Source organism: Halomicroarcula saliterrae (assembly GCF_031624395.1).
GTDB lineage: Archaea > Halobacteriota > Halobacteria > Halobacteriales > Haloarculaceae > Haloarcula > Haloarcula saliterrae.
This window is the reverse complement of the sequence record NZ_JAMQON010000001.1, coordinates 408,429-424,777: the sequence shown is the minus strand read 5'-3', so window position 1 is coordinate 424,777 and position 16,349 is coordinate 408,429. Positions and strand designations below refer to the sequence as shown.

At 66.5% G+C, this 16,349-nt stretch carries 23 protein-coding genes; 6 read left to right on the top strand and 17 right to left on the bottom strand.

Features of this window, described 5'->3' with window-relative positions; translation table 11 throughout:
- The first annotated feature begins 40 nt into the window (after positions 1-40).
- Positions 41-1,090, top strand: coding sequence for a disk-shape morphogenesis protein volactin (locus NDI56_RS02280; RefSeq protein ID WP_310917793.1), 1,050 nt, complete (start codon positions 41-43; stop codon positions 1,088-1,090).
- Between the two features lie 43 nt (positions 1,091-1,133).
- On the opposite strand, the gene NDI56_RS02275 is transcribed toward NDI56_RS02280, so the two are convergent.
- The 7 genes from NDI56_RS02275 to NDI56_RS02245 all read right to left on the bottom strand — a co-directional run bounded on the left by NDI56_RS02275 (position 1,134) and on the right by NDI56_RS02245 (position 4,675).
- Positions 1,134-1,493 carry a hypothetical protein gene (locus NDI56_RS02275; RefSeq protein ID WP_310917792.1) on the bottom strand — a complete coding sequence of 120 codons (360 nt, stop codon included), beginning with the start codon at positions 1,491-1,493 and terminating at the stop codon, positions 1,134-1,136.
- Positions 1,494-1,552: 59 nt separating this feature from the next.
- Positions 1,553-2,335, bottom strand: coding sequence for an archaeal proteasome endopeptidase complex subunit alpha (gene psmA, locus NDI56_RS02270; RefSeq protein WP_310917791.1), 783 nt, complete (start codon positions 2,333-2,335; stop codon positions 1,553-1,555).
- 4 nt (positions 2,336-2,339) lie between these two features.
- Positions 2,340-2,816, bottom strand: a complete 477-nt coding sequence (locus NDI56_RS02265) for an Rpp14/Pop5 family protein (protein ID WP_310917790.1) — start codon at positions 2,814-2,816, stop codon at positions 2,340-2,342.
- Positions 2,817-2,899: 83 nt separating this feature from the next.
- Entirely contained in the window at positions 2,900-3,319 is a 420-nt protein-coding gene (locus NDI56_RS02260) for a hypothetical protein (protein WP_310917789.1), read from the bottom strand.
- Positions 3,320-3,370: 51 nt separating this feature from the next.
- A complete protein-coding gene (locus NDI56_RS02255; RefSeq protein ID WP_310917788.1) occupies positions 3,371-4,066 on the bottom strand; it encodes an RNase P subunit p30 family protein in 696 nt (231 codons plus the stop codon).
- Positions 4,066-4,491 carry an RNA-binding protein gene (locus NDI56_RS02250; RefSeq protein ID WP_310917787.1) on the bottom strand — a complete coding sequence of 142 codons (426 nt, stop codon included), beginning with the start codon at positions 4,489-4,491 and terminating at the stop codon, positions 4,066-4,068. Before NDI56_RS02250 ends, NDI56_RS02255 begins: the two co-directional genes overlap by 1 nt.
- 1 nt (position 4,492) lies before the next feature.
- On the bottom strand, positions 4,493-4,675 hold the full coding sequence (locus NDI56_RS02245) for a DUF1918 domain-containing protein (protein WP_310917786.1): 183 nt from the start codon (positions 4,673-4,675) through the stop codon (positions 4,493-4,495).
- Between the two features lie 161 nt (positions 4,676-4,836).
- Between NDI56_RS02245 and NDI56_RS02240 the strand changes: the two genes are divergently transcribed.
- Positions 4,837-5,391, top strand: a complete 555-nt coding sequence (locus NDI56_RS02240) for an NUDIX hydrolase (protein WP_310917785.1) — start codon at positions 4,837-4,839, stop codon at positions 5,389-5,391.
- 35 nt (positions 5,392-5,426) lie between these two features.
- Here NDI56_RS02240 and NDI56_RS02235 read toward each other — a convergent pair whose 3' ends face one another.
- The 5 genes from NDI56_RS02235 to NDI56_RS02215 all read right to left on the bottom strand — a co-directional run bounded on the left by NDI56_RS02235 (position 5,427) and on the right by NDI56_RS02215 (position 8,880).
- Positions 5,427-5,666, bottom strand: a complete 240-nt coding sequence (locus NDI56_RS02235) for a glycine zipper 2TM domain-containing protein (protein ID WP_310917784.1) — start codon at positions 5,664-5,666, stop codon at positions 5,427-5,429.
- 53 nt (positions 5,667-5,719) lie between these two features.
- The gene (locus tag NDI56_RS02230) at positions 5,720-6,544 is read right to left on the bottom strand and encodes a hypothetical protein (RefSeq protein WP_310917783.1); all 825 of its coding nucleotides are present in this window, start codon (positions 6,542-6,544) and stop codon (positions 5,720-5,722) included.
- Positions 6,545-6,867: 323 nt separating this feature from the next.
- Positions 6,868-7,695 carry a molybdopterin synthase gene (locus tag NDI56_RS02225; protein ID WP_310917782.1) on the bottom strand — a complete coding sequence of 276 codons (828 nt, stop codon included), beginning with the start codon at positions 7,693-7,695 and terminating at the stop codon, positions 6,868-6,870.
- A 125-nt stretch (positions 7,696-7,820) separates the two neighbouring features.
- Positions 7,821-8,303 (bottom strand): cyclic pyranopterin monophosphate synthase MoaC, encoded by a 483-nt coding sequence (moaC, locus tag NDI56_RS02220; protein WP_310917781.1) that lies wholly within the window; start codon positions 8,301-8,303, stop codon positions 7,821-7,823.
- A 43-nt stretch (positions 8,304-8,346) separates the two neighbouring features.
- Entirely contained in the window at positions 8,347-8,880 is a 534-nt protein-coding gene (locus NDI56_RS02215; RefSeq protein ID WP_310917779.1) for a MogA/MoaB family molybdenum cofactor biosynthesis protein, read from the bottom strand.
- Positions 8,881-8,957: 77 nt separating this feature from the next.
- Between NDI56_RS02215 and mobA the strand changes: the two genes are divergently transcribed.
- Positions 8,958-9,563: a molybdenum cofactor guanylyltransferase gene (gene mobA, locus NDI56_RS02210; RefSeq protein WP_310917777.1), complete on the top strand. Its 606-nt coding sequence runs from the start codon at positions 8,958-8,960 to the stop codon at positions 9,561-9,563.
- A gap of 9 nt (positions 9,564-9,572) precedes the next feature.
- Here mobA and pyrI read toward each other — a convergent pair whose 3' ends face one another.
- A complete protein-coding gene (gene pyrI / locus NDI56_RS02205; RefSeq protein ID WP_310917776.1) occupies positions 9,573-10,037 on the bottom strand; it encodes an aspartate carbamoyltransferase regulatory subunit in 465 nt (154 codons plus the stop codon).
- Positions 10,034-10,951: an aspartate carbamoyltransferase gene (gene pyrB / locus NDI56_RS02200; RefSeq protein ID WP_310917775.1), complete on the bottom strand. Its 918-nt coding sequence runs from the start codon at positions 10,949-10,951 to the stop codon at positions 10,034-10,036. Before pyrB ends, pyrI begins: the two co-directional genes overlap by 4 nt.
- Positions 10,952-11,196: 245 nt before the next feature.
- Here pyrB and NDI56_RS02195 point away from each other — a divergent pair, with 245 nt between their 5' ends.
- Positions 11,197-11,826, top strand: a complete 630-nt coding sequence (locus tag NDI56_RS02195) for a MinD/ParA family ATP-binding protein (protein ID WP_310917774.1) — start codon at positions 11,197-11,199, stop codon at positions 11,824-11,826.
- Positions 11,827-11,855: 29 nt separating this feature from the next.
- Complete coding sequence (locus NDI56_RS02190; protein ID WP_310917773.1) at positions 11,856-12,485, top strand: RAD55 family ATPase; 630 nt, start codon at positions 11,856-11,858, stop codon at positions 12,483-12,485.
- Positions 12,486-12,601: 116 nt separating this feature from the next.
- On the opposite strand, the gene NDI56_RS02185 is transcribed toward NDI56_RS02190, so the two are convergent.
- The 3 genes from NDI56_RS02185 to NDI56_RS02175 form a co-directional block, all read right to left on the bottom strand.
- The gene (locus NDI56_RS02185; RefSeq protein WP_310917772.1) at positions 12,602-13,717 is read right to left on the bottom strand and encodes a nitric oxide synthase oxygenase; all 1,116 of its coding nucleotides are present in this window, start codon (positions 13,715-13,717) and stop codon (positions 12,602-12,604) included.
- Between the two features lie 236 nt (positions 13,718-13,953).
- A complete protein-coding gene (locus NDI56_RS02180; RefSeq protein WP_310917771.1) occupies positions 13,954-14,895 on the bottom strand; it encodes an FKBP-type peptidyl-prolyl cis-trans isomerase in 942 nt (313 codons plus the stop codon).
- Between the two features lie 51 nt (positions 14,896-14,946).
- Entirely contained in the window at positions 14,947-15,981 is a 1,035-nt protein-coding gene (locus tag NDI56_RS02175; protein ID WP_310917770.1) for a threonine ammonia-lyase, read from the bottom strand.
- A 158-nt stretch (positions 15,982-16,139) separates the two neighbouring features.
- Between NDI56_RS02175 and NDI56_RS02170 the strand changes: the two genes are divergently transcribed.
- Positions 16,140-16,349, top strand: a complete 210-nt coding sequence (locus NDI56_RS02170) for a hypothetical protein (protein ID WP_310917769.1) — start codon at positions 16,140-16,142, stop codon at positions 16,347-16,349.

The following is a 16,349-nucleotide window of genomic DNA, read 5'->3' as shown; positions in this document are numbered from 1 at the left end:
CATTTATGTGGAGTATGCGGGAATTATTAGTGAACTACTCATGGCAAAAGGACTTGACGTTGGGACGATGAACCTTATTTCGGCACAGCAAGACGGTACGGACACCGTATTCGTTCAGCAGCGAAACTCGTTCGTCGAGATCGAGTACAGCGATATGGCCGAACGGATGCTCTCTCGGTCTGACGTATTGCATATCCGAAAGGACGACGACGTCTACGTGCTCGGCGACGACGCGCTCAACTTCGCGAACATCTTCAATCAGGAGACACGCCGGCCGATGTCCCAGGGGATTCTCTCCTCGGACGAGCAGTCCGCGATTCCGATGATGAAGCTCATCATCGAGCAGGTCGTGGGCTCACCGAACCACCCCGACGAGAAGCTGTACTTCTCCTCGCCGGCCGACCCCATCGACTCGGACCTGAGCACGCTGTATCACCAGAAGACCATCCAGTCGTTCCTCAACGACATGGGGTACGACGCGGAACCCATCAACGAGGGGATGGCAGTCATCTACTCCGACCTCGCCGACAGGGACTTTACCGGACTGGGTATCAGCTTCGGTGCCGGGATGACCAACGTCTGTCTGTCCTACTACGCGGTGCCGGTGATGAAGTTCTCCGTCGCCCGCGGCGGGGACTGGGTCGACGAGCAGGCCGCCCAGGCGACGGGCAAGCCGGTCGATAAGGTCACTTCTATCAAGGAAGACGACTTCGAGCTCGACTTCGAGACCGACGTGGGCGGCGTCGAGGGCGCCCTCTCGATCTACTACGAGAACCTGCTGGACTACGTCATCGGAAAGATTCAGGAAGAGGTCGACGAAGAAGACATCGAGGAAGGGCTGGACGTGCCGGTCGTCGTCACCGGCGGCACCTCCTCGCCGAAGGGCTTCAAGAAGCTGTTCGAGCAGCACCTCCAAGACGCCTCGATTCCGTTCTCCATCAGCGACGTCCAACACGCGGACGAGCCGATGTACAGCGTCTCGCGCGGCTCGCTCGTCGCCGCCCGCTCCGAGGAAGAGGAGGAGGGGCGCGGCAGCGCGGACGGGGCAGCGGCCACGGACGAAGAGGAAGAAGTCGAAGCCAACGACTGACCGAATCCCCGGTCGATTCTCTCGTTCGGTCACGGGCTGTCGATTAGCTCGGGTCGGTCACCGTCGCGTCGCCTGCGTCGTCGTGAGCGTCCGCCTCGTCGAAAACCGGCAACACCAAGTCCTCGATGTCCGCGGCTCGTTCGCCGTCGACCCCGTTTCCGAGCGCCGTATCGTTCGACTCGGCGACCGGCACGTCGGCCGGCAGGTCGTCGCGGGTCACCGTCACCACCGACTGGCCCTGTTCCTGGAACCGGTCTATCGCGTCGTCCCACGACTCCGGTCGGCCGTGTTCGGCCGTGTGGTCGACCGAGACGCCCACGTACTCACACTCCTGACAGCCGACAGTCTCCCGCTCGTCGAGCCGATACCGCGTGAGCCGTCCCCCACACCGTGGACACATCATACACACGGCTTGGCCACTCCGGGGCTTAATTCTATGGACGTGTGGAAAAATGAAACCGCTTACTCCTCGTCGGTTTCGTCGGCGTCGTCGGCGTCGTCGCCGGCGTCGCCGTCGGCGAGCAGGTCGGTGGCTTCGAGATGCGTTTTCTTCACTTCGTCGCTCAGTTCGCCGAACTCCTCCGTCTCGACGTCGATGGTCGCGATGCCGATACCCTCCGGGGCGAGGCCGTCCTCGGCGACCGAAGCGAGCGCTTCGAGCGCGAGGTCGACGCCCTCGTCGAGGGTCATCGTCTCGTCGTAGTGCTCTTCGAGGTAGTCCCGGATGTCGCCGCGGTCGGCTCCCACCGCGAGGGCCTTCCACTCGTAGGGCGTCCCCGACGGGTCCGTCTCGTACAGCCGCGGTTCGCCGTTGGCGATGCCGGCGATGATGAGCGCGACGCCGAAGGGGCGTGCCCCTCCGACCTGCGTGTACTGCTGGATGTAGTCGGTAATCTCCTTCGTGAGCGTCTCGACGCCGACCGGTTCGCCGTAGCGCAGGTGGTTGACCTGTGCCTGCCGCCGGGCGAAGTCGATGAGCTGTCGGGCGTCGGCGACGTGGCCGGCCGAGGCGATGCCGATGTGGTCGTCCGCCTTGTGGATTTTCTCCACGGAGGAGCGTTCCATCAGCGGCGAGCGGATGCGCTTGTCCACGGCCAGCACGACACCGTCGCTGGTCCGAATGCCGATACTCGCCGTGCCGCGTTTGACCGCTTCGCGGGCGTATTCGACCTGATAGAGACGCCCGTCCGGAGAGAAGATAGTTATCCCGCGGTCGTACGCCTGCTGTTGGTTTTGTCCCTGCATAGTGTTAGATGTCGAGGTCTGTCGCGCCGACGAACCCGCCGTCGGTGTGCACGTCCACCCGCCCGTCGCGAGCGACGGCACGCCGATTCCGGTTGTCGAACACGACGTGTCTCTGTTCCGGTGGTTTTGCCGGGCCGCGTATATATTTTTCCTCACACGCACGGACGGTCCCGCTTGTGCCACTGACACGGAGCCCGAGCGGGTCACCGTCGACGCCGTCGATACAGGCCAGCGCCGCTCTCGCTTGGTCTGTGTGACCGCGCCGGACCCGGACGATGGCGTGGCCGAGGCCGTCGTCGTGGTCGAACCTGACGACGGTCATGTCCGTCTCGGCGCTGCCGGTGTCACCGAGGAGATTCTGGGCCGCGTACCACGCCTCGCGCTGGAACGAGCGACGGTCGAGGTCGGCGTCGGGCCACGTCTCGATGGCCACGGCGAGATACCGCCAGCGGGGCTGGAGATGTTTCGGGAGGTGCTTCACGATGGGACACCCCGGGAGCCGTCGGTCATACGACCGCTTGGCGCGCCGGGGTGAAAACGGATGTCATCGTCGCGTCGTGGCCGTCACCGGAGCGTCGACCCGGTCCGACTGGCGCTGTCTGTGTCGTCGATATGGGCCGCTTCGACGCGCTCTATCGGGCTCCGGACGAACAGGTAGAGCAGCGCCAGCCCCATCCCGACGCTCTCGGCGACGATGACGGGGTCGCCGATCCGGAGCGCGGGAACACTGAGCGCCATGACGGTCAGGAACGAGACGATTGTCATCACTCGGGCCAGGATGAACCCGCCGGCGAGCGCACCGGTGACGATGCCAAGCAGTATGCCGACGGCGAAGGTCACTGCGAGGCTGTCCGTGACAAGAACGGATTGAACGACAGAGACACCGGCCCCCGCCAGTGCTCCCCCCAAGAGATACTTTGTGCCCACCACGCCCGCGAGCGAGGCGACCACGAGACCACCAAACCTCGGACTCGTGTCAGCCATATATTACTCTTGTGGCCCTCGTGATAAATAAAGACACCAGATTCAGGGGCACTACTCCGGTTCGTCGAGCCTCACGCCGGGTTCGACGTAGGAATCGCCCGCCCGGTCGCGGTTGCGGTCGGCCAGCCGGCCCCACTCGACCAGCCCCGCGCGGATGTCGTCGGCGTCGAAGCCGATCTGCTCGCCCAGCGCACACAGCTCCCGGGGCGCCCGGAACTCCAGATGGCTCCGCGGGTCCGAGCTGACGACGTACGGGGCGTCCGCATCGGCGACGAGCTCCCGGAGCTTCCGGAGGGCACCGAGCTGGCGCACGCGGCTGCCGCCGCTCTCGTGGACGACCGACCGGAGCGAGAACTCGATACGGACGCCGTTGTCGGCGGCGGCCTTCGCCAGCACGTGGTTGAAATCCCCGTTTCCGGCCATCGGGTGTGCGAGTACGTCGACGGCGGAGTTCTCGACGGCGAACCGGTTGAGCGCTCTGTCCCCGCCGTGGACGGCGACGATGGTCCGCTTCGAGCGGTGGTTGCCCACGAGCCCGCTGGCCTGGGAGGGGTCGTCGGCTCGAATCTCGACGCCCTCGACCACGTCCACGTCGAGGCTGTCGGCGACGGCGTCGATATCGTCGGGCGTCCCCGCGTCGCCGTGGTTGCGGACGACGACGCCGTCGAACCCGTAGTCCGCGGCCGTCCGTGCCTGTCTCGCGACCGTGCTCGGGCCGTCCGGACGGGCGTGAACGGCCTCGTACATCACAGTTCGGCGAGCAGGTCCCGAGCGTTCTCGACGGCGTTCTCGCGTTTGGCCGGGTAGGCCTCGACCTTCGCGCGGAGCGTCAGCCCGTCGCCGCGCTCGACCGAGCCGCGGAAGGCCGACTGCTTGTCCAGCGTGAGGAAAAACGAACAGTTGTCGTCGACCCTGTCGTCCAGTTCCGCACGCACCGCGTCGATATCCGAGAGCGTCGCAACCTGTGAGAGGACGTGGCGGACGTCGTCGGCGTTCTCGACGCGCGCCGAGTAGACGACGATGCGGTCGCCGTAGTGGCCCTCGCTCTCCGCCCGGTCGAGGTCGTACTCCTCGGGGAGATACGTCCGGAGGGCCGCCTCGACGCGTTTCTCGTCCTCCGTCGCGTAACAGAACGCGCGGAGGTCGACGTAGTGGAACGGAACCGACGACACCTTACTCCTCGCTGGCTTCGAGGTTGTCCTCGGGGACGCCCTGTTCCTGGCCGTCCTCGAAGGAGACGGTGTAGTTCGCGTCGCCGAACATCGTATCGACCACCTGCGTGATGGTCCCCGTCTCACCGTCGTAGTCGCTGTGCTCGTCGTGGAGAATGACCGTGTCGTCTTCTTCGAATGCCATAGGGCTGGGTACTCGATGGCTGTTCAAAAAGGGACTGATTCAGCCCCGCGTGTCGAAGGCTTATAGTGATTCTCTCGCGTACCGGCGGGCATGACCGGTCTCTCTCACCCTCTCGCCTCCCCGTCTGCGCCCGTTAGCTACGACGCGCTCGCCGGAGACAGATGACCACTGTCGACGACCTGTGGTATCTCGCCGACGTGGCCAGTCAGCAGGCCGAACAGACCTACCACGACCTGGTCGAGGAGTACGACGGGTTCGTGGAGTTCACCCGCCACCGGCGGGTACAGCGGCCCCGGTTTCGGACTGTCGCCGAGGACGCCCGGGACCACGGCGCGCCCTTCGGCGCACACTCGCTCGCCTTCCGGCCGACCGGCGAGCTCCTGCTGGTGCGCCACGACGGCGTCGACATGTGGGTGTTACCCGGCGGCGAGCTCGACCCGGGGGAGACGTTCAGCGACGCCGCGCTGCGCGAACTCCGGGAGGAGAGCGGCATCGAGGCCACCATCGACGGGCTGGGGATGCTCGGACGCATCGAGTTCTACTGCGACAACAACAACACGTGGGGGGTGCTCCCCGTCTTCGAGGCGCGGGCAGAGACGACTGATATCGCCGTACAGGACCCCGACAACGAGATAAGCGAGGCCCGCTGGTTCGACGAGCTACCGGCGGACACGCGCGACCGCGAGGAGATTCAGCGCTGGCGCGAGCGGTCGTAGCGGGTCGCGTCTTCGGGGACGACGCCGTGACCGCGTCAGCTCTCCGCGCTCCCGAGGCGGTCGCCGGCCCTGGCCTTCGCCGACTCCTTGGCCCGCTCGACGACCGGCTCGGCCTCGGCCCACTTCTCTCCGACCATCGCGCCGACGAACGCCCCGATACCGGCGCCAGTGCTCGCGGCCTTCGGGCTGAACAGTCCGCCGAGGGCTCCGCCGACAGCCCCGCCAGTCGCTGCGTACTTGGCACGGCTAACTGCGCGTTTGATTCGGTTTCGCATACCACAGTGTTCGGCGCTTGGACGTAAAAACCCACGTGGCGACTGCCGGGCCGTTATTCCGGGCCGAACGAGCGGCCGTCGCGAGCGTCGGCGCCGAGGCGGCGAATCGTCGCCCGGGCGTTGCTGGCGTCGTAGCCAAAGAGGACGGAGCGGCCGTACGCCTCCGCCACCTCGACGGCCTTCGCGAGGTCGTCTATGTCGACGTCGACGGCGTACAGTTCGATGCTGAACGGCGTCGAGAGCCGGTCGCGAAACCCCTTCGCCAGAATCTCCAGCCAGTAGGTCGTCGAGTAGGCCATATCGTATATCGGAACGACGAACTCGTCGACGTAGGGTTCGATGTCGTCGACGGCGACGCCGGTCCGGGCCTCTAGGTGGCCGGGGTAGGGGTCGGGGTACAGCGTCAGGTAGAGGTCGCCGGGGACGCGCTCGCGGGCCGCGGCGACGAACTCCGTGATGACCTGTGTCCGCCAGACTCCCCACTCCTCGAACTCGCTGTCGGCGAACCGCTGGTCACACCGCTCGCAGTGGCAGTACTCCTCACGCGGGAACCCCACGTCGTCGAGGCGCACGTCCCCGTTTACGGCGGCGGCCTCCTCGATGATGTCGAGGAGCCCCTCCCGATACCGGTCGTGAGTCGGGCAGACGTAGGTCCAGTCGAAGTAGGGCTCGTTCCGGGTGGCGGCGGTGCCCTCGTCGTCGAACGCGAGCAGTTCCTCCTCGCCCTCGACGGCGTTGTCCCCGAAACACGACACCATGTTCACCGCGCCGGCGATGGGTTCGACCGCCCGGCCGGTGACGTCCTTGACCTCGTAGAACGCCCGGTCGAACTCCGACCACTCGGTCTCCTCCTCGTTGCGCGTGACGACGCCGTACATGGCAGCGGCTAGGTCGGTAGGTCGGGTAAGCGTTCTGAAAAGGGTGGTCGAAAACGATACGACAGGGCGGCCGGCCTCACTTCTTGACCACGTACGCCGCGCCGACGGCAGCGACGACTGCAATCAGGAGGAGTATCTTCTTTGACATCGTTTCACAGTATGACAGCTATTCTTAAAGAACTATCGACGCGAACCGACTCCGCCGGGAGTCGGCGACCGTCGACTAACGCGGGCGCATATCCCCACTGAACCGACAGTTCGAGCGCCGATGGAGCGCCGGCGCCGATTTCGCCGTGACCGTCTCGCCGGTGCGAGACAGGCAGCTAACACTCCCGCTCGTGGGCCCAGAACTCCTCGTCGACGGTCACCTCTTTCTTGAACAGCGGCACTTCGTCTTTGAGCCGGTTGATGCCGTCCTGCACGGCAGCGAAGGCCTCGCCGCGGTGGCCGGCGAGGATAACCACGAAGACGATGTCCTCGCCGGCCTCGACGACCCCGGTCTTGTGGTGGAGCCGGACCGCGTGGACGCCGTCGCGGGCTTCGAGTTCGCGCTGGAGGTCGGCCATGCGCTCCTGTGCGACGCCGTCGTAGCGCTCGAACTCCAGGTGTTCGGTCGGCCGGTCTTCGGGGCTCTCCTTCGCGCGCACCCGTCCGGTGAACGTCGCGATAGCGCCCGCGCGGTCCTCGTCGGGGGACCGTTTGACCGATTCGACCAGCGTTTCGAGCGTAATGTAGGGGTCCCGTTCGGCCAGCGCGTCGAGGACGGCGTCGAGGTCCGCCTCGCTCCCGCGGTCGGCGCGGTGGACGACGGGGTCGGCGGCCTCGCGGTCGCCGAGCACCACCTTCGGGAGCGACGACCCGCTGTACCCCTCGACGAAGGCGTAGTCGTAGTCGGGCGCAAGCGCGTCCAGCGTCTCCGCGAGCGTGCGGGACTCGCCGGTGGCAAACCACTCGCCGTCGTCGGTCAGTGCGACCGTCTCGGCCGCGCCCGCGGCCCGGTGGCGCGCCGTGTCTTTCCCGTCGGTCTCTACGTCGGGCGATTCGGAACAGTGTTTGACCGTGGCGACGCGCCCCGCACACCGCTCGACCAGCCGCTCGACCAGCGTCGTCTTCCCGGTGTCGGAGTGCCCCACGATGCCCAGAACCTGCATGTACGTACCTAATCCGCGGCCCATACGTAGTTGTTTCCGATAGCGCAGGTTCGGCCGCGGACCACTCTACAGCATGGCTGGTTTCGGGGAGCACCGACACGGGCTGTCGGGCCCGGGTAGTCGGGCTACTCCTGTGGCACTGATTTCGACTTCTCGACGACGCGGACGTCCTCGATAGCCGTCGTCGGGTACTGACCGTCGTCGTCTTTCTCGCTGGCTTTTACCATATCCCAGACGACGTTCAACCCCGTCGTCACACCCTCCAGTGCCTCCATCTCACAGCCAGTCTTCCCCACCGTCTCGACCGCGACGGTGAGTGCGACGGCCGCGTCCCCGACCTCGAAGTCGGTCTCGACGTTCGTGACGGGAATCTGGTGGCACATCGGAATCGTCTCCCAGGTGTGTTTGACGGCCTGAATCGCCCCGATTCGGGCCGTCGTCAACACGTCGCCCTTCCCGATTTCGTCGGCGGCGATGGCTTCGAGCGTCGCGTCGGAGAGCCGTATCTCCCCGCTGGCGACCGCCCGGCGCCGGCTGTCGGCCTTCTCGCCGACGTCGACCATCTGTGCGTCGTCCTCGGCGTCGACATGTGAGAACTCCTCTGTCATGGCAGTCCGTAGCGGAACTGCCCCCAAAACCCTGCGGGTCGCGTCAACGTCTGACGAGTCCGAGCAGATGGCCGACCGCGGGCGCGACCAGTTGCTCGCTCCCCGTTCGGGCGGCGTTCTCGCTCCCGGGGAGACAGAAGACGAGCCGGTCCGCGACGACACCGGCGGTCGCCCGGGAGGCCATCGCCATCGGCCCGACTTCCTCGAAGGAGACGGAGCGGAACAGCTCGCCGAAGCCGGGAATCTCGCGGTCGAACAGCGGGTCGAGGGCGTCGACGGTCACGTCGTCGGCCGTGAGGCCAGTGCCGCCGGTCGTCACGACCACGTCGGCGCCCCCTTCGAGAGCGCTCGTCACGGCGTCGGCGATAGCGACCCGGTCGTCGTCGACCAGCGTGCGCGCCGTCACATCGTGGCCGGCGTCGGTCAGCGCCGCCTCGATGACGTCGCCGCCCGGGTCGTCCGCGAGCGTTCGCGAGGAGGAGACGGTGACGACGGCGACGGCGACGGCGTCTTCGTCGTGTGCGTGGTGGTCGTCGTGGTCGTCAGCTTCGTGTGTGTGGTCGTCGTGGTCGCTCATACCCTCGACAGCGGCCGCGCGCGGCAAAACTGTCGGGGATACCTACAGGTAACTCCGTGCCGTGGGTTCGGTCACACATGAACGCGACCGGCGTCGTCGTCGCCGGCGGCCGCTCCACCCGATTCGGTGACCGCGAGAAGGCCCTGGCGGAACTGGACGGGCGGCCGATGCTCGCCCACGTCGTCGCGACGCTTTCGGCCGTCGCCGACAGCGTCGTCGTCAACTGCCGGCCGGACCAGCGGGCCGCGTTCGCCGACGCACTGGCCGGCTACGACACCGATATCGCGTGGGCGCTGGACGAGCGTCCAGACGAAGGGCCGCTCGCGGGTCTGGCGACCGCGCTCGCGGCCGCCGACACCGACCGCGCGGTGGTGCTGGGGTGTGACATGCCGCTGGCCGACGCGGCCACACTGGGGACGCTGCTGGACCGACTCGGAGACCACGACGCCGTCGTCCCCCGGACCGACGGGGGCCCCGAACCGCTCCACGCGGTGTATCGGGTCGAACCGACGCTTTCGGCGGCGCGGGCGACGCTCGGGGACGGCGAGCGGAGTCTCCGGGCACTGCTCGACGGACTCGACGTGAACTACGTCGAGGAGACGGTTCCGGCGCGGTCGCTCACGAGCATCGATACGGAAGCGCGTCTGCGAGCGGTCCAGACCGATGGGGGCGCACCCGAGTGACGGGCCGGGCTACTCCGCGAGGATGTGCGCCGGGAGGTCGTCGCGGATGATGGTGTCGCAGTACTCACAGCGCACGCCGTCGTCGACGACGGCAAACCGGGACTGGACCGGCTCGTCCTCGGTCGAGATGCAGTTGTGGTTCGGACACTCCAGTACCCCTTCGACCATCGACGGGCGCTCGACCCGGGCCTTCTCGACGACCTCGAAGTCACGCACGATGTTGATGGAGGCCGCGGGCGCGATGAGCGACAGCACGTCGACCTCGTTCTGGGAGAGCTCCTTGCCCTCGACTTTCACGATGTCTTTCTTGCCCAGCCGGTCCGAGGGCATGTTCATCGCGACGGAGACGGAGTCGCCGCTGGTCCCGTCGATACCGAGGATGGCGAGGACGTTCAGCGCCTGCCCGCCGGTGATGTGGTCGATAACGGTGCCGTTGCGGATCTTCGAGACGCGGAGCTGTTGGTCGTCGGTCATGCTGGTTCACCGCCGAGAATCATATCGAGCAGCGCCATCCGCACCGGGACGCCGTTGTGGGCCTGCTCGAAGTAGGTCGCGTAGTCGGTGTCGTCCACGTCGTGGGCGATTTCGTCCACGCGCGGGAGCGGGTGCATCACGGTCAGGTCGTCTTTCGCCGCTTCCAGTGTCTCGCTGTCTATCTGGTACTGGCCGGCGACGGCGCGGTACTCGCTCTCGTCGGGGAACCGCTCGCGCTGGATGCGCGTGACGTAGAGCACGTCGAGTTCGGGCAACACGCTCTCCAGTTCGGTGTGTTCCCGGACCTCGGCGCCCTCCTGATGGAGGTCGTAGCGGACCGACCGGGGCAGCCGGAGCGACTCCGGGCTGATGAAGTGCTGGTGGGCGTCGACGTTGGTCAGCGCGTGAGCGAGCGAGTGGACTGTCCGGCCGTACTTCAGGTCGCCCATGATACCGATGGTGAGGTCGTCGAAGCCGGCGTTCTCGCGGATGGTGTAGAGGTCGAGCAGCGTCTGTGTGGGGTGTTGGCCGGCGCCGTCGCCGGCGTTGACCAGCGGCACGTCCACGAACTCGCTGGCCATCTTCGCCGACCCCTCCATCGGGTGTCGCAGGACCAGCGCGTCGGCGTACCCCTCGACGACGCGGACGGTGTCGGCCAGCGACTCGCCTTTCTTGACGCTCGAGGACTCCACCGACCCCATGTCGACGATGTCGCCGCCGAGCCGTTTCATCGCCGTGGTGAAACTCATCTTGGTGCGCGTGCTCGGCTCGAAAAAGAGCAGCCCCAACAGCGTGTCGGCGTGCCGGTCGGCGTAGGCAGCCGGGTCCGCCGCGATGTCGGCCGCGTGGTCGAGCACCGCCTCGATGTCGGCCCGCGACAGCTGTTTGGCGCTGATGATGTGGTCGTGCCGCATCTTACTCGCACTCGTGCTCCCGACGCTCTTGAATCTCTCGACACGCCGACTAGGGAGGACTGGTCGGGCCGCAGTCGGTGGCGAATCGAGTGCCGACGGTCCGGAGAACAGAACTGCAGACGGCCGGAAAGTCCCGCGGGTTAGCAGGCCGTGGCTTTCTGACTGTCCGCACTCGCAGTCGTGTTATCAGGCACGCCCCCGCAGCTGGCCGAGCATTCAAACCGGATGCCGCACCCACACCCACTATGCTCGCAATCGCTGGGGGGAAGGGCGGCTGTGGGAAGACGACGACGGCAGTCGGGCTCGCGCGGGCGCTGGCATCGCTCGGAGCGAGCCCGCTCGTGGTCGACGGCGACCTCGACATGCCGGACCTGCACCACCGCACCGGCGTCGACCGGACGCCCGGCGTCGCCGCCGCGGTCGAACGCCCAGACCCCCGAACCGTCGCACAGCCCGCCGGTCGCTTCCCCGGAGTAGACGTGTTGCCCTGTGGCGGGGCCGACACCGCCACCGCGGCCGCGCTGTACGAGCGCCTCGCCGACGACACCGAGCCCGTCCTGCTCGACTGTCCGGCCGGGGCGAGTGCCGACGCGGTAGCGCCGCTGCGAGCGGCCGACCGCACGGTGGTCGTCTCGACGCCCCGCGAGCGGAGCCTCCGCGACGCGGCGAAGACGGCGGCGATGGCCCGCCAGCTCGACGCGCCACCGGCCGCCGTGGTACTGGTCCGCAGCGACGGCCGGACGGACCCGTCAGCGCTGCTGAACTGCCGGGAAATCGTCCATATTCCGGAGCTGTCGGAACCTGCACTCGAAACGGAGGAATCGGCGGCTCGGCACCTGCAGTGCGCGAAAAGCCTGTTCAAGCGGAATATTTAATCGGGTGGGATTAAAATACGCACAGTAGCATGGTGAACCGGCTACGTACGGGCATCGACGTCCTCGACCGGAAGCTCGACGGTGGCATCCCGGCGGGGAGCATCGTCGCGCTGACGGCCCAGCCGGCGAGCCAGGCGGAGCTGTTCCTCTACGAACTCACCGCCACGCGCGGGACGCTGTGGCTCTCGCTCGACCGCACCGCCGAATCGGTCGTCGCCAGCATCGAGCAGACGCCGGCCAACACGGGCGACCCGACCGTCCGGCACATCTCCGGGGAAGCGCCACTCGACAACGCGGGCAAGCTGGTCTCCGCGCTCCCCGAGACCTCGAATCTCATCGTCGACCCGCTGGACGTACTGGAGGCCCAGGAGCCCCACTCCCGGTACCGGGCGTTCATGAACGACCTCCAGAACCACATCGTCAACACCGGGAGCCTCGCGATTTTGCACTGTCTCGACGGCCACGACGTCCCGATGTTGCGCGACACCACCGAACACTTCGCCGACGTCGTGTTCCAGCTCAAGACGCGCACGACCGGCGACGAGGTGGAGAACAAACTGGCCATACCGAAGTTCCGCGGCGGGCGCGCCCCCAACGACATCATCAAGCTCGACCTGGTCGAACAGGTCAGCATCGACACGAGTCGGGATATCGCCTGACCAGCGGTCCCAGCGGCTTGCGCGGTCCGTTCGCACGACCGAGGCCCGTCTGCCGGCAGCGATACGTGGCGAGTCACTGACAAGCAGGGGCCGGTGAGGACACCACGGAACCGGTTTCACCCGGACATCGGGTCCGGGTCCTCCTGATAGAAGAAGTTCGGGGTGTTCACGTCTTCGTCGAAGGTGGTGTGGAACGTCTGGGTCGTCGCTGGGTTGGTCGGTGGTATCAACCACGACCAGTCGCCGGTGATGTCGCGCCCGTTGGCGTTCTCGTTGCGCTCGAACTGTTCGAACTGGTCTGTGACTGTGTGCGGGTCGGTAATCCGCACGCCTGCCTCGTCGAACGAGTGGATGACCGCGCGGTGTATCTCCAGGGTCGCTTCGTCTTTCCACAGCGAACGGTCCTCGCTCGTGTCAAGCCCCAGTCGCCGTGCGACCTCGGGGAGCATGTCGTAGCGGTCCCTGTCGGTGAGATTGCGTGCACCGATCTCCGTCGAGAGATACCAGCCGTTGAACGGCGCTGCCGTGTACCGTATCCCTCCGATCTCCAGGCACATGTTCGACACTATCGGCACGTCGTACCACTTCAGGCCGAGGTCGCCGAACCACTCGTAGTCGGGGTGTGTCAGTTCGACCTCCTCGACGACGGAGTCGGGGACGTCGAACATCGCGGGTTCGTCCTCGCCGACCTGGATGACGTGTGGGAGGATATCGAACTCGGTCCGGTCCGGCTCCCACCCCCGCGAGAGACAGTAGTTCGTGAACTCGGTCTCCGCGGGGTCGCCGACGACCCCGTTTTCGGTTTCGTACCCCGCGTACCGGAGCAGTTCGTAGTTCCAGATACGGACCTGTGTCTCCCCCCTGATCTGCGGTTTGAACAGCGTTATCGTCGGCACGATATCGCCGTCGTTGCGTCCCTGCCGGATGTGCCGACAGCAGGCCTCGTGTATCTCCTCGGGCGTCTCCAGACCGCGCTCGTCGACGACTTCGAGCCTGTCCCAGAACAGGCGGCCCACACACCGGTTGCTGTTGCGCCACGCCATCTTTGCGCCGTGTTCGAGCTCCTCGTAGGTGTGGTCGTAGTGGCCTCGCTCTCGGACTTCGGCTCTGATCTCGGCGACCCGGTCGTCTATCTCTCCCTCCTTGTCTAGTTCCGCGTAACACTCCCTGACGAAGGACTCCGCCTCTTCGAGTAGCGTCTCTCTATCGTAGTGGTCCCGAACATTGTACATCCGCCCATAGTTAGGTGTTTATTTATTATAATTTTTTCCGCATTATCCTGAATTTTGCCTCCCGTCGGAACCGTGAGAAGCGCCGGAGCGGACCACGGGAAAAAGCAGCCACTACTGGCCACGAAGGTGCCACATCTGACAGCTGTATCGCGCGGAGTCGTGACGGACCCAGTTCTCCCGTACGGGACCACTGGTCCACCACGAGGGTAGAAATCTCCGTCGACAGCGGTGGTCGGCTACTCGCCGGCGTTTTCGAGCTCTTCGGCGATCTCCTCGGCGTCGACGTCGGCGTCTTCGAGCTGCTCCTCGAGGCCGCCCATGCCGCCGCCCATCATGCCGGGCATGCCCATGCCGCCGCCACCGATCTCCTCCTGAACGATGATGCGGTCGACGCCGAGCAGCTGGGTGAGCTGCTGGGCGATCTGCTGTTTGCCCATCATCCACTGCTGGTTCATCGTCAGCTGCGGCGTGGCCTCGATGTAGAGCGTGTCCTTCTCGACCTCGACGGTCTCGTACTCGGGCTCGCCCTCTTCGTCTTCGTCGTCGTCAGACTCGACCAGCTGCTCTTCCTCGACGGTCTCGTCCTCGAACCAGAGGTCCAGCTCGACGTCGAGCATCATCTGGAGGATGCCCTGTGCCTTCTCCTCGCGGTCGGTGACCTCGGCGACGATCTCGTAGTCGTACTCGACGTCCTCGCCCGCGAGCGGGTGGTTGAAGTCGACTCGCGCGCGGCCGCCGATGATGGTCTCGATGTGGCCCTGCTCGTTCTCTATCTGGACGTGTGCGCCGGGGTAGCGGTCGTCCTCCGGAATCTTGTCCTTCGAGATAGTTCGGACCTGACTCTCGTCGTACTCGCCGAAGGCGTCCGCGGCGGCGATGGTGACGGTCCCTTCGTCGCCGACCTCCTTGCCGAAGATGTCCTCCTCGACGTCCGGGAAGATGTGGTTCTCGCCCAGAACGATGGTTCGCGGGCCGAACTCCTGGCCCTCGGTGTCGACGCCTTCGTCTTCGGCGACGTCCTCGTCTGTGGTGTCGACGAGGCTCCCCTCCTCGACAGTGCGTGCGGTGTAGGCGAGTTTGATGACGTCGCCCGACTGGAGTCCGCTCTCGGTCTCTTCGTCGGCCGTCTCTTCCTCGACGGCTGCCTCTGCGTCGTCGGCCTCGGAGTCGTTGCTCATACCCCGAAGGTAAGCCGTGGCACTCTTAAGAACAACGTTTCCCGCCGGCCCTCACGCCACGCCGTCGTAGTCGGCGAGGGCGGCGTCGAGCTTCGCACGGTCGATGTTGCGGCCGGAGACGGGGATAACGACCGTCTCGCCGGCGATATCGTCGCCGGCCCGCAGCGCGGCCGCGACCGAGGTCCCGCAGGCCCCCTCCATGACGATACGCTCCTCGACGAACAGCCGGGCGACGCTCTCGTGGATGGCGTCTTCGGAGACCAGCTGGAGATCCGCCAGTCCGTCCCGGAGGACGCCCATCGTGAGCGCGAACGGAACTCTGGTGGCCACGCCCTCGGCGCTGGTCTCCATCCGGTCGTGGGGCTCCAGCGTGTCCTCGTGGTACGCACGGTACATCGCGGGCGCCGCGGCCGACTGGACGCCGACGACGTCCGCGTCGGTCAGCGCGCCGACGGTGAGACAGTAGCCGACGGCGGAGGTGCCACCGCCGATGGGACAGTACAGCCGGTCGACCTCCGGGAGCTCCTCGACGATTTCGAGCCCGGCGGTGCCGACGCCCGAGAGCAGCTTGGGCTCGTTGCCCGAGTGGACGTACCGTTTCCCGTTCTCGACGGCGAGCGATTCGATGTGTTCCCGGGCGGTGTCGTAGTCCGGCCCGTAGCTGACGACGTCGGCGCCGAGTCGCTCCATCGCCGCGACCTTCCCCGCGTTGGCCTTCTCGGGGACCCCGATGGTGACCGGCACGTCGAACTCCCGGCCCGCCCACGCGACAGAGAGGCCGTGGTTGCCCGAGCTGGCGGCGATGAGACCGCGCTCGCGGAACTCGGGGTCGAGCGAGGCGACGAGATTGACGCCGCCCCGGACTTTGAACGCGCCGGTCGGCAGCGTGTCCTCGCGTTTCAGATACACGTCCGCGTCGAGCGCCGCCGAAAGCGTCTCACTGCGGACCAGCGGCGTCTCGGGGAGATGGCGGGAGACGACCTTCCGTGCCCTGGCCACGTCGGCCGTCGTCGGCGGCGTCAGGTCGTGATACGGGAAGACGGTCGTTTCGTCCGGCGACTCGACGGGCTCGTAGCGACCGTCCATACAGCCCCCCCGGTCGCAAGCACACTAAAAGTCGCGGTCTCCCGTCGGTCGACTGTGGGACGCGAGAGAGTTCGCGAACGGCCGGGAAACGAAGCGAGACGGCAGCTGGCGCGCACGTCCGGGCCAGATTTTTACCAACCGCTGGCGATTTTGGTGCTATGTCTCCACACGACACGGACATCGACCTGGACATAACCGACGGATTGCCGCCGGAACTCCGGGACGAAGACGACGAGGAGACGGCCGACGAAGCTGACGAGCCCCGCAGTCCCGCCGGCGGCGGTTCCTACGGCGGCGGTGGCGGCGGCTCCTGTGGCGGTGGGGGCAGCGGCGGCTGCAGCGCGGCCGCGCCGGGACACGACGAGTGA

What these genes read in the sequence shown, in the direction of transcription:
- NDI56_RS02190 (WP_310917773.1), top strand. Translation starts at nt 11,856, where the DNA reads ATGGTGAACCGGCTACGTACGGGCATCGACGTCCTCGACCGGAAGCTC.
- mobA (WP_310917777.1), top strand. Translation starts at nt 8,958, where the DNA reads ATGAACGCGACCGGCGTCGTCGTCGCCGGCGGCCGCTCCACCCGATTC.
- NDI56_RS02195 (WP_310917774.1), top strand. Translation starts at nt 11,197, where the DNA reads ATGCTCGCAATCGCTGGGGGGAAGGGCGGCTGTGGGAAGACGACGACG.
- NDI56_RS02215 (WP_310917779.1), bottom strand. Translation starts at nt 8,880, where the DNA reads ATGAGCGACCACGACGACCACACACACGAAGCTGACGACCACGACGAC.
- NDI56_RS02240 (WP_310917785.1), top strand. Translation starts at nt 4,837, where the DNA reads ATGACCACTGTCGACGACCTGTGGTATCTCGCCGACGTGGCCAGTCAG.
- NDI56_RS02260 (WP_310917789.1), bottom strand. Translation starts at nt 3,319, where the DNA reads ATGGCTGACACGAGTCCGAGGTTTGGTGGTCTCGTGGTCGCCTCGCTC.
- NDI56_RS02185 (WP_310917772.1), bottom strand. Translation starts at nt 13,717, where the DNA reads ATGTACAATGTTCGGGACCACTACGATAGAGAGACGCTACTCGAAGAG.
- NDI56_RS02180 (WP_310917771.1), bottom strand. Translation starts at nt 14,895, where the DNA reads ATGAGCAACGACTCCGAGGCCGACGACGCAGAGGCAGCCGTCGAGGAA.
- NDI56_RS02280 (WP_310917793.1), top strand. Translation starts at nt 41, where the DNA reads ATGGCAAAAGGACTTGACGTTGGGACGATGAACCTTATTTCGGCACAG.
- pyrI (WP_310917776.1), bottom strand. Translation starts at nt 10,037, where the DNA reads ATGACCGACGACCAACAGCTCCGCGTCTCGAAGATCCGCAACGGCACC.
- NDI56_RS02255 (WP_310917788.1), bottom strand. Translation starts at nt 4,066, where the DNA reads ATGTACGAGGCCGTTCACGCCCGTCCGGACGGCCCGAGCACGGTCGCG.
- NDI56_RS02225 (WP_310917782.1), bottom strand. Translation starts at nt 7,695, where the DNA reads ATGCAGGTTCTGGGCATCGTGGGGCACTCCGACACCGGGAAGACGACG.
- NDI56_RS02275 (WP_310917792.1), bottom strand. Translation starts at nt 1,493, where the DNA reads ATGATGTGTCCACGGTGTGGGGGACGGCTCACGCGGTATCGGCTCGAC.
- NDI56_RS02230 (WP_310917783.1), bottom strand. Translation starts at nt 6,544, where the DNA reads ATGTACGGCGTCGTCACGCGCAACGAGGAGGAGACCGAGTGGTCGGAG.
- pyrB (WP_310917775.1), bottom strand. Translation starts at nt 10,951, where the DNA reads ATGCGGCACGACCACATCATCAGCGCCAAACAGCTGTCGCGGGCCGAC.
- NDI56_RS02245 (WP_310917786.1), bottom strand. Translation starts at nt 4,675, where the DNA reads ATGGCATTCGAAGAAGACGACACGGTCATTCTCCACGACGAGCACAGC.
- NDI56_RS02235 (WP_310917784.1), bottom strand. Translation starts at nt 5,666, where the DNA reads ATGCGAAACCGAATCAAACGCGCAGTTAGCCGTGCCAAGTACGCAGCG.
- psmA (WP_310917791.1), bottom strand. Translation starts at nt 2,335, where the DNA reads ATGCAGGGACAAAACCAACAGCAGGCGTACGACCGCGGGATAACTATC.
- moaC (WP_310917781.1), bottom strand. Translation starts at nt 8,303, where the DNA reads ATGACAGAGGAGTTCTCACATGTCGACGCCGAGGACGACGCACAGATG.
- NDI56_RS02170 (WP_310917769.1), top strand. Translation starts at nt 16,140, where the DNA reads ATGTCTCCACACGACACGGACATCGACCTGGACATAACCGACGGATTG.
- NDI56_RS02175 (WP_310917770.1), bottom strand. Translation starts at nt 15,981, where the DNA reads ATGGACGGTCGCTACGAGCCCGTCGAGTCGCCGGACGAAACGACCGTC.